We start from the raw sequence: 9020 nt of genomic DNA, 5'->3' as shown, positions 1-9020 counted from the left end.
GATTGTAACACAAAATTTATTAAAAATCAAACAAAATTATTTAAAAACGATTATTTTTTACACCATTTTATAATATTATGATATAATATAGAACAATATTTAATAATAATACAGTTTTTATATTTCTTATAAAAGGAGTGTTTAATATCGAAACATTACACGAATTAAATATTATTTCTATAACATTCAGAGTAATGCTATCTTTGGTATTTGGAGGTATAATCGGATTAGAAAGAAGCAGGAAAAACAGACCAGCTGGATTTAGAACATACATGATTGTGTGTTTGAGTTCTACATTAGTCATGATGACTAACCAGTATATTAATATTAATTTTTCCGGAAGCGATCCTGCCAGGCTTGGTGCCCAGGTAATAAGCGGAATTGGTTTTCTTGGTGCGGGTACAATTATAGTTACTAGCAGAAGCCAGGTAAAAGGTCTGACTACAGCAGCCGGTTTATGGGCTTCTGCTTGCCTTGGATTAGCCATAGGCATTGGCTTTTATAGCGGCGCAATAATTGTATCAATAGTAATATTTATTATTATTACATTATTCAAAAAACTGGATAACTGTCTTACATCCACAAACAAAACAATTACTGTCTACACTTCTTTCTCATCTATCGAATATTTTGATAAATTTATTTTTTATTGCAATAAATTAAATTACAAAATTCTTGATATTGAAATTACAAAAGATAATTCTTTAAAAGAAACTGCTGTTATTGCAATAATTCAATTAGAATCTAATAAAAGAATAGCCCATGTGGAAACACTTCAACTACTAAGTTTATCTGAAGGATTAATTCACATAGAAGAACTATAACTAATAAAAAATATATTTTTTATATTTTCTTGTCTATTTTTATTAATCATTACATTTTTTCTATTTCTTCCAATAAAGTTTTAACAATATCTTCTTCTTTTACTTTTTTTATTATTTTGCCTTTTTTAAACAAAAGAGCTTCACCGATTCCTCCAGCAATACCAATATCTGATTGTCTCGCTTCACCAGGCCCGTTTACAGCACAGCCCATGATTGCAACAGTAATTGGTTTATCAACACTCTTTAATCCTTCTTGTACTTTTTTTACGAGTTCAATAAGATTTATTTTAGTTCTTCCACATGTTGGACACGTAATATAATTAATACCAAAATTTCTCAATCCGAGACTTTTTAAAATTTCTCTTGCTGTTTTAACCTCTTCTGTTGGATCATCTGTTAAAGATATTCTTAGAGTATCACCAATGCCGTCTGCTAAAAGACTGCCAACTCCAATTGCAGAACGTATGCTTCCTTCAAAAAATGTTCCTGCATGTGTAATTCCTAAATGAAGGGGATAATCAACTTTTTTTGCCATACTTTTGTATGCATCTATTGTCATTTTAATATCAGTACCCTTCATAGAAATAACAATATTGTGATAATCCAAATCCTCCAATATTTTTACATGTTCGAGAGCAGATTCAACCATTCCTTCTGAAGTTGGTACATCGTTATATTTTTTTAATATTTCTTTATGTATACTTCCTGTATTTACACCTATTCTTATTGGAATGTTTCTAGGTTTCGCCATTTCTACTATTTTTTGTACTCTATCCACACTTCCGATATTGCCAGGATTTATTCTCAGCTTGTCTACACCGCTTTCTATACTTTTTAATGCAAGTCTGTAGTCAAAATGTATATCTGCAACTATAGGTATATGTATTTGCTTTTTTATTTCCTTTATGGCTTCTGCATCTTCGTTATCAGCAACAGCAACCCTTACTATTTCACATCCTGCTTCTTCTAATTCTAATATTTGACTTACAGTAGACTTAACATCCTTTGTAAATGTATTTGTCATTGACTGAACAGAAATTTTTGCTCCTCCGCCAATTTGAATATCACCACACATGACTTTTTTACTTTGTCTTCTTATTATTGTATCCATAAAACCTCCTAAAACAATAAAGAGCAATTGATTATGCGCTATACACTTTTCTTCTTCAACTGCTCATTATTGCTAATCGCTTATCATTATTCATCTATTGTTTACAATCTAAATAATCTTAAAATATCATTATAAGTTATAAATAACATAAAACCAATTAACACAACAAATCCAACAAAATGTATGTAACCTTCTTTTTCTGCCGGAATTGACTTCCCTCTTACACCTTCAATTAATAAAAATACAAGTTTGCTACCATCTAAAGCAGGTATTGGTAATAAATTCATAAATCCCAAGTTAATGCTTATAAAAGCAGCTAAGTTTAAAAGTGAAAGAATTCCACTTTCTGCAGCATCTCCAACCATAGATATAACCATTATCGGACCGCCTAATGCATCGCTTCCAAGTTTTCCTGTAACTAACTGACTTATTGTTTTAAACATCAGTTCAATATAATATACAGTTTTGTAAGCTGATGAAGCTATTGCTGAAACAAAAGATTTTTCCAGTTGAGTATCAAATTTAACAGTAATCTGTGTTTGAGGAACAATATTGAAATCAAAAATTTGTCCTTCTCTGTCAACAGTAACTTTTACATTATTATTCTCTGCTGAATATTCTATTTCATGGATTATTTCCTCCCATGTACTCACAGAAACATCATTAATTTTTACAATTTTGTCTCCATCTTTTATACCTGCTGTATATGCGGGAGAAGACATATCAGATGGTGAAACAATTGTAGTTGTTTTTCCATCAACCAAATTAGAAGTTACTCCTATAAGTTTTCTGTAATTGTTATTAATCTTTGCTTCTTTTATTTGATCATCTCTTTTATATGTAACTGTATAAAATGAATTGTTCTGATTTGTTATTTCATAAAAAATATCTTCCCAAATGTACGCTTTCTGATCATTAACAGAGATTATTTCATCTCCGGTTCTTAAGCCTGCAAAATACTCATTAGAATTTTCATCCACATAATCAACTGTATTGCCATAAACTCCAAAAGAAAAAGCTATGATTATGAATAGAGCTAGTGCTAAAACAAAGTTCATAAAAGGACCTGCAGCTATTACTTTAAATCTTTGCCAAACAGTCTTTGTAGCAAAACTGGTTGGTGTTTTTACATCTTCTTCTTCACCTTCCATTTGTACAAAACCACCGATTGGTATTGCCCTAATAGAATAAACAGTTCCACCTTTTTCTTTTTTAAATAAGGTAGGACCCATTCCTATGGCAAATTCGTATACCCTAATACCTACACTTATTGCAGCTTTGTAATGACCATACTCATGTACAAGCACTATAGCTGAAAAAACGAGTATTGATGCTATTATTGTCAACAATATATTCCCTCCATACTATAAGAAATACTGAACAAAGTAAAAAACGACAGGAGCTACAAAAAGTACACTGTCAAATCTATCTAATATACCCCCATGCCCTGGCAATAGATAACCAAAATCCTTTATTCCATATTCTCTCTTGATTTTTGATGCTGTCAAATCACCTGCCATTGAAAATACAGATGCACTTACACTAAATATTATAATGTAAAAATATTTATTTATGCTTAAATAATTGAAAAATATCAAGGACAAAAACGTACAGCCAATTATTCCGCCAATTGCCCCTTCAATAGTCTTATTTGGACTCACTTCAGGATACAATTTATGTCTGCCTAAGAGCTTTCCTGTAAAGTAAGCAAAAGTATCTGAACCAAATGCTATAATGTAAACCAACCACACATATGGAGAACTATTCATAAGCATCATATGGTACATAAAAAAAACAGCATATGTTCCAATGAAAATTATTTCAGAAACTTTCTTTATATCAGTTTTTTTATTAAATACAAACACTAAAAAATTTATGGATATGTATAAGAATAAGAACAAATCAAAAAAGTGCTGATATTTAGTTGCTTTCTCTACAAATAAAGCAATTGCAAACATGTAATTGACAATAGCCCCATAATCAAAACCATCATTAAAAAATACTTTTGAAAGCTCATAAATTGCTATACACGTAATTCCAAAATATACGAAATCATATATTGTGCCTCCAAAATATGTAACAGCAGCAATAAAAGCTCCCCCTGCAACTCCAGTTAACACTCTTTGTCTCATAACAACACCACCCTAATTACCGAATCTCCTCTTTCTGTTTTGATAACTTTGTATAGCTTTCAATAATTCTTCTCGTTTGAAATCAGGCCACATTACTTCAGTAAAATAGAATTCCGTATATGCAAGCTGGTATAAAAGAAAATTACTTAAACGCATTTCTCCGCTTGTTCGAATTAACAAATCAGGATCTGGCATATCATGCGTAAATAAGTATTTCTTGAAACTTTCCTCATTTATTTCATCTATATCAATTTCTTTATTTTCATAATCATTAATAATATTCTTTATAGCTTTAATTATTTCATTTCTTGAACCATAGCTTAATGCTATGTTCAAATGAAGTGCTTTGTTATTTTTAGTAATTTCGATAGACCGCTTAACTTCTTGTTTTGTTTTTTCGGGCAGATCTTCTATATTACCCATTAATGTTATTTTAACATCATTTTTATGTAAGTAATTCAGTTCCTTAACAACAAACTCAACTAATAAATTCATTAAATAATCAATTTCGTTTTTATCCCTTGACCAATTTTCAGTTGAAAATGCAAAAATTGATAAATATTTTATACCTAAATCTACAGAGCTTCTCACCATATCAGTTACTCTCAGGGCTCCTTCTCTGTGCCCCAATTTTGTCGGCAATTTTTTTTGTTTTGCCCATCTCCTGTTTCCATCCATTATAACTGCAAGATGTTCAGGAATAATACCATTTCGCACCTGTTCCTCTAAGTTCATTTTAATCCTCACAATTTCCAAATATACACTAAACAGGCTTATGAAAATTCACAAGCCTGTACCTCACTAATAATATGAAACATACAATGTCACATAATTATCATTGCTATATTCCCTTATCACGTATGGCTTATGCAAGTCATTAAATCTCTTGTTTGAGCCAATTATCTTTTTTATGTTAATTATTTTATTGCTGTCTTCTTCTATAACTTTCAAAGCATTAATTAATGGATAACCAATTAAATTATACATTACTATACCTCTAATATTTCTTTTTCCTTATCCTTATAGATGTCATCAACATACTTAACGTATTTATCAGTCAACTTTTGCATATCTTCTTCTGCTTTTTTATGGTCATCCTTTGTTATTTCGCTTGATTTCTCAAGTCTTTTTAAATCTTCATTCGAATCTCTTCTAATATTGCGTATTGCAATTTTAGTATTTTCAGTTTCCTTTTTAACAACCTTAAGAAGTTCTTTTCTTCTCTCTTCAGTAAGCACAGGAATAACAAGTCTTATGAGCTTTCCATCATTAGATGGGTTAATACCTAATTCAGAAGCCATTATTGCTTTTTCAATTTCTTTTAATGTGCTTGAATCCCAAGGTTGTATAATGATTGCTCTTGGTTCTGGTACAGATATATTTGCAATTTGATTCAGGGGCGTCATGGTACCATAATAACTGACTTGAATTTTGTCAACAAGCTTAGGATTCGCTTTGCCTGCTCTTATAGCAGCAAGGTCTTCCCTGAGGAAATCTATTGATTTTCTCATTGTTTCTTCTGATTTTGCAACTATTTCTTTATACATATCATGCCTCCTTAATTATTGTTCCTATATTGTCTCCCATTACTATTCTTTCAATACTTTCCGGGTTCTCAATTCCAAAAACCAATATAGGAATTTTATTATCCATACACAATGATGTTGCTGTTGAGTCCATAATTTTTAAACCTTTATTGAGAACATCAATGTATTTAAGCTCATCATATTTAATTGAATCCGGATTCTTATTAGGGTCATCGCTGTAGACACCATCTACTCCATTTTTAGCCAAAAGTATTATTTCTGCATTAATTTCTGCCGCTCTTAATGCTGCTGTAGTGTCAGTTGAAAAATATGGATTCCCGGAACCGCCAGAAAAGATAACAACTCTTCCTTTTTCCAAATGTCTTACTGCTCTTCTTCTGATGTATGGTTCAGCAATTTGTCTCATTTCAATTGCAGTTTGAACCCTTGTTTCAACACCTATTTTTTCTAAAGCGTCCTGCAGCGCCAAACTGTTTATTATAGTTCCAAGCATTCCCATATAATCAGATGTAGTTCTGTCCATATCTGTTGCACTTGCACCCCGCCAGAAATTTCCTCCACCAACAACAATAGCAACTTCAACTCCCATTTCAACAACATTCTTGATAACATTAGAAATTTTAGTTACAATTTCTCCGTTTATACCATGACCTGCATTGCCCGACAATGCTTCTCCGCTAATTTTTAATATTATTCTTTTATATTTACAACCCACTTTTATCCTCCCAAGAATATTTTTATTAATGGAGAACTAATTAAAGTTCTCCATTGTATGATTCGATATCTCGCTTAGGATTATAGACCCATTTGTTTTGCTACTTCATCAGCAAAATTTTCTGATTTCTTTTCAATTCCTTCGCCTACTTCAAATCTTTGTACTCCGGAAATTTTAATGTCTTTGCCAATTTTAGCTGCTGTGTTAGCTATTACCTTTTTAACTGTTAAATCAGCATCCTTAACAAAAGCTTGCTCTAACAGACAAACTTCTTTAAGTTCCTTTTGAAGTCTTCCTTCAACCATTTTCTCAACTATATTTTGTGGTTTACCTTCATTCAATGCCTGTGCAATAAGAACTTCTCTTTCATGAGCAATAAATTCTTGATCAACATCATCTGTAGATATGTATTTTGGGTTCATAGCTGCAACTTGCATTGCAATATCTTTTCCAAGAACTTCAAGAGCTTCTTTTTCTCCTTCAGATTCAAGAGCTACGATAACTGATATTTTTCCACCACCGTGAATATATCCAACAACTACACCACTATTAACTTTTTCTTCTGCAAATCTTCTTATTGACATATTTTCGCCTATTTTAGCAATTTTGTCTGTCAATACTTCTTGAACAGTTTTTCCATTCAATTCAGCAACTTTTAAAGCTTCTAAATCAGATGGATTTTTTTCAACTACAGTTTTAGCTACATCTGACACAAAAGCTTTGAATTCTGGGTTTTTAGCAACAAAATCTGTTTCTGAATTCACTTCTACAACAACGCCTGTTTTTTCATCTTCGGAAATCACAGCTGTTGTAAGACCTTCAGCAGCAATTCTATCCGCTTTTTTAGCTGCCTGTGAAAGACCTTTTTCTCTTAAAAAGTCTATTGCTTTTTCCATATCTCCATCAGTTTCTTTTAATGCTTTTTTGCAATCCATCATTCCTGCATTTGTTTTTTCTCTTAGTTCTTTTACCATTGATGCCGTAATTTCCATTTAAATACCTCCAAAATTTAAAAAAGCAAGGTGTAAGGAAAAAATTCCTAACCCCTTACTTTTGTTTTTTATTTTATTTTTTTATATTATTATTCTAATATCTCTTCTTCAACTTTTTCTATTTCTTCATCAGATACTTCATCCACTATTTCTTCTTCCATCTGAACGCCTTGTCTTCCTTCTAGGATGGCATCAGCAATTGTAGCTGTCAAAAGTTTAACTGCTCTTATAGCATCATCATTACCAGGGATTACATAATCTATTTCATCAGGATCACAGTTAGTATCAACAATAGCAACTACTGGAATTCCTAATATTTTAGCTTCTTGAACAGCTATTCTTTCTTTTCTAGGGTCAACGATAAACAATGCTCCAGGAAGTTTTTCCATATTTTTAATTCCGCCTAGGAATTTTTCAAGTTTTTCAGCTTCACCCTTTAATTTAATAACTTCTTTCTTTGTTAAAAGAGCAAATGTTCCATCCTCTTCCATTTTCTTTAATTCATTTAATCTGTCAATTCTTTTTCTGATTGTTTGATAGTTTGTAAGCATACCACCAAGCCATCTTTGGCTTACAAAGTGCATTCCGCATCTAGCAGCTTCAGATTTTGTAGATTCTTGAGCTTGTTTTTTTGTACCAACAAATAATACTTCTTCTCCACTTGCTACAACTTCCTTAATGAATTTGTAAGCTTCGTCTACTTTATCGCTTGTTTTCTGCAAGTCGATAATATAGATTCCATTTCTTTCTGTAAAAATATACTCTGCCATTTTAGGATTCCATCTTCTAGTCTGATGACCAAAATGAACTCCTGCTTCCAATAATTTTTTCATGCTAACAATAGCCATATTTTTGTTCCTCCTTTTGTTTTACCTCCGGAATTATCATTTTACGCTAAAGACCTCTCGGCACAACTCCAACGTAATCAAATTCTGTGCGTAATTATGTTTTAGTATATCATAGTGTTTTTTATTTGGCAACACATAATTGCAAATTTATTGCATATTTTTATCATTATTCCTTACTAATACAGTTTTTATTAATGCACGTAGGCTTATTATCCTTCAAAACCATCATTTCTCCGCATTTTGGACATTTTTCTTTTGTTGGTTCTAACCAAGAAATGAATTTGCATTCAGGATAATTTGTACAACCGAAAAATTTTCGTCCTGCTTTTGTAAACTTAACTGCAATTTTTCCTCCACATTGAGGACAATTAACATCAATAGTTTTCACTATAGGTTTTGTATTTTTACAGGTTGGGTAATTTGAACATGCTAAAAATTCTCCATATCTACCTTTTCTTTTTAACATTTTAGAGCCGCAAATTTCACAAACTTCGTTAGTTTCTTCAGCAGCTTCCTTGCCATTTAAAGGTTTTGTGTTTTTACATTCAGGATAATTTGGACATGCCAGAAATTTTCCGTATCTTCCCTTTTTTACAACCATAAATGATCCGCAATTTTCACATTTGACGTCGCTCACTTCATCCTTAATTTCAATTTCTTCCATTTCTTTTTCAGCAACATCCAGGTCAATCTTAAAACCCTTATAAAAATCTTTTATTACTTCATGCCATTCAATTTTTCCTGAAGCTATTCCATCCAAATTATTTTCCATTTCAGCAGTAAACTTTTCATTTACAATGTTTGCAAAATATTTCTCCATCATTTCAGTAACAAGAAAACCCATATCAGTT

At 31.5% G+C, this 9020-nt stretch carries 11 protein-coding genes; 1 reads left to right on the top strand and 10 read right to left on the bottom strand.

Annotation, left to right across the window (positions count from 1 at the left end; translation table 11 throughout):
* Nucleotides 1–137 precede the first annotated feature (137 nt).
* The gene (locus tag SA378_RS06735; RefSeq protein ID WP_412178679.1) at nucleotides 138–824 is read left to right on the top strand and encodes an MgtC/SapB family protein; all 687 of its coding nucleotides are present in this window, start codon (nucleotides 138–140) and stop codon (nucleotides 822–824) included.
* Between the two features lie 49 nt (nucleotides 825–873).
* Here SA378_RS06735 and ispG read toward each other — a convergent pair whose 3' ends face one another.
* The 10 genes from ispG to SA378_RS06685 form a co-directional block, all read right to left on the bottom strand.
* The gene (gene ispG, locus SA378_RS06730) at nucleotides 874–1935 is read right to left on the bottom strand and encodes a flavodoxin-dependent (E)-4-hydroxy-3-methylbut-2-enyl-diphosphate synthase (protein ID WP_318525214.1); all 1062 of its coding nucleotides are present in this window, start codon (nucleotides 1933–1935) and stop codon (nucleotides 874–876) included.
* Between the two features lie 101 nt (nucleotides 1936–2036).
* Nucleotides 2037–3284: an RIP metalloprotease RseP gene (gene rseP / locus SA378_RS06725; RefSeq protein ID WP_318525213.1), complete on the bottom strand. Its 1248-nt coding sequence runs from the start codon at nucleotides 3282–3284 to the stop codon at nucleotides 2037–2039.
* A gap of 15 nt (nucleotides 3285–3299) precedes the next feature.
* Nucleotides 3300–4067, bottom strand: coding sequence for a phosphatidate cytidylyltransferase (locus SA378_RS06720; protein WP_318525212.1), 768 nt, complete (start codon nucleotides 4065–4067; stop codon nucleotides 3300–3302).
* Between the two features lie 12 nt (nucleotides 4068–4079).
* The gene (locus SA378_RS06715; protein WP_318525211.1) at nucleotides 4080–4802 is read right to left on the bottom strand and encodes an isoprenyl transferase; all 723 of its coding nucleotides are present in this window, start codon (nucleotides 4800–4802) and stop codon (nucleotides 4080–4082) included.
* A 66-nt stretch (nucleotides 4803–4868) separates the two neighbouring features.
* On the bottom strand, nucleotides 4869–5054 hold the full coding sequence (locus SA378_RS06710) for a hypothetical protein (protein ID WP_318525210.1): 186 nt from the start codon (nucleotides 5052–5054) through the stop codon (nucleotides 4869–4871).
* Nucleotides 5055–5056: 2 nt separating this feature from the next.
* Nucleotides 5057–5614 carry a ribosome recycling factor gene (gene frr / locus SA378_RS06705; RefSeq protein ID WP_318525209.1) on the bottom strand — a complete coding sequence of 186 codons (558 nt, stop codon included), beginning with the start codon at nucleotides 5612–5614 and terminating at the stop codon, nucleotides 5057–5059.
* Between the two features lies 1 nt (nucleotide 5615).
* Entirely contained in the window at nucleotides 5616–6329 is a 714-nt protein-coding gene (gene pyrH / locus SA378_RS06700) for a UMP kinase (protein ID WP_318525208.1), read from the bottom strand.
* A gap of 80 nt (nucleotides 6330–6409) precedes the next feature.
* Nucleotides 6410–7321, bottom strand: a complete 912-nt coding sequence (gene tsf, locus SA378_RS06695; protein ID WP_318525207.1) for a translation elongation factor Ts — start codon at nucleotides 7319–7321, stop codon at nucleotides 6410–6412.
* 89 nt (nucleotides 7322–7410) lie between these two features.
* Nucleotides 7411–8169, bottom strand: coding sequence for a 30S ribosomal protein S2 (gene rpsB / locus SA378_RS06690; RefSeq protein ID WP_318525206.1), 759 nt, complete (start codon nucleotides 8167–8169; stop codon nucleotides 7411–7413).
* Between the two features lie 166 nt (nucleotides 8170–8335).
* Nucleotides 8336–9020 (bottom strand): topoisomerase DNA-binding C4 zinc finger domain-containing protein (locus tag SA378_RS06685; protein WP_318525205.1); only part of this gene is annotated, 685 nt, incomplete at its 5' end.

Source organism: Sedimentibacter sp. (assembly GCF_033447055.1).
Classification (GTDB): Bacteria; Bacillota; Clostridia; order Tissierellales; family Sedimentibacteraceae; genus Sedimentibacter.
The sequence above is the reverse complement of the archived record's forward strand: the minus strand, read 5'-3'. Positions and strand labels throughout refer to the sequence as shown.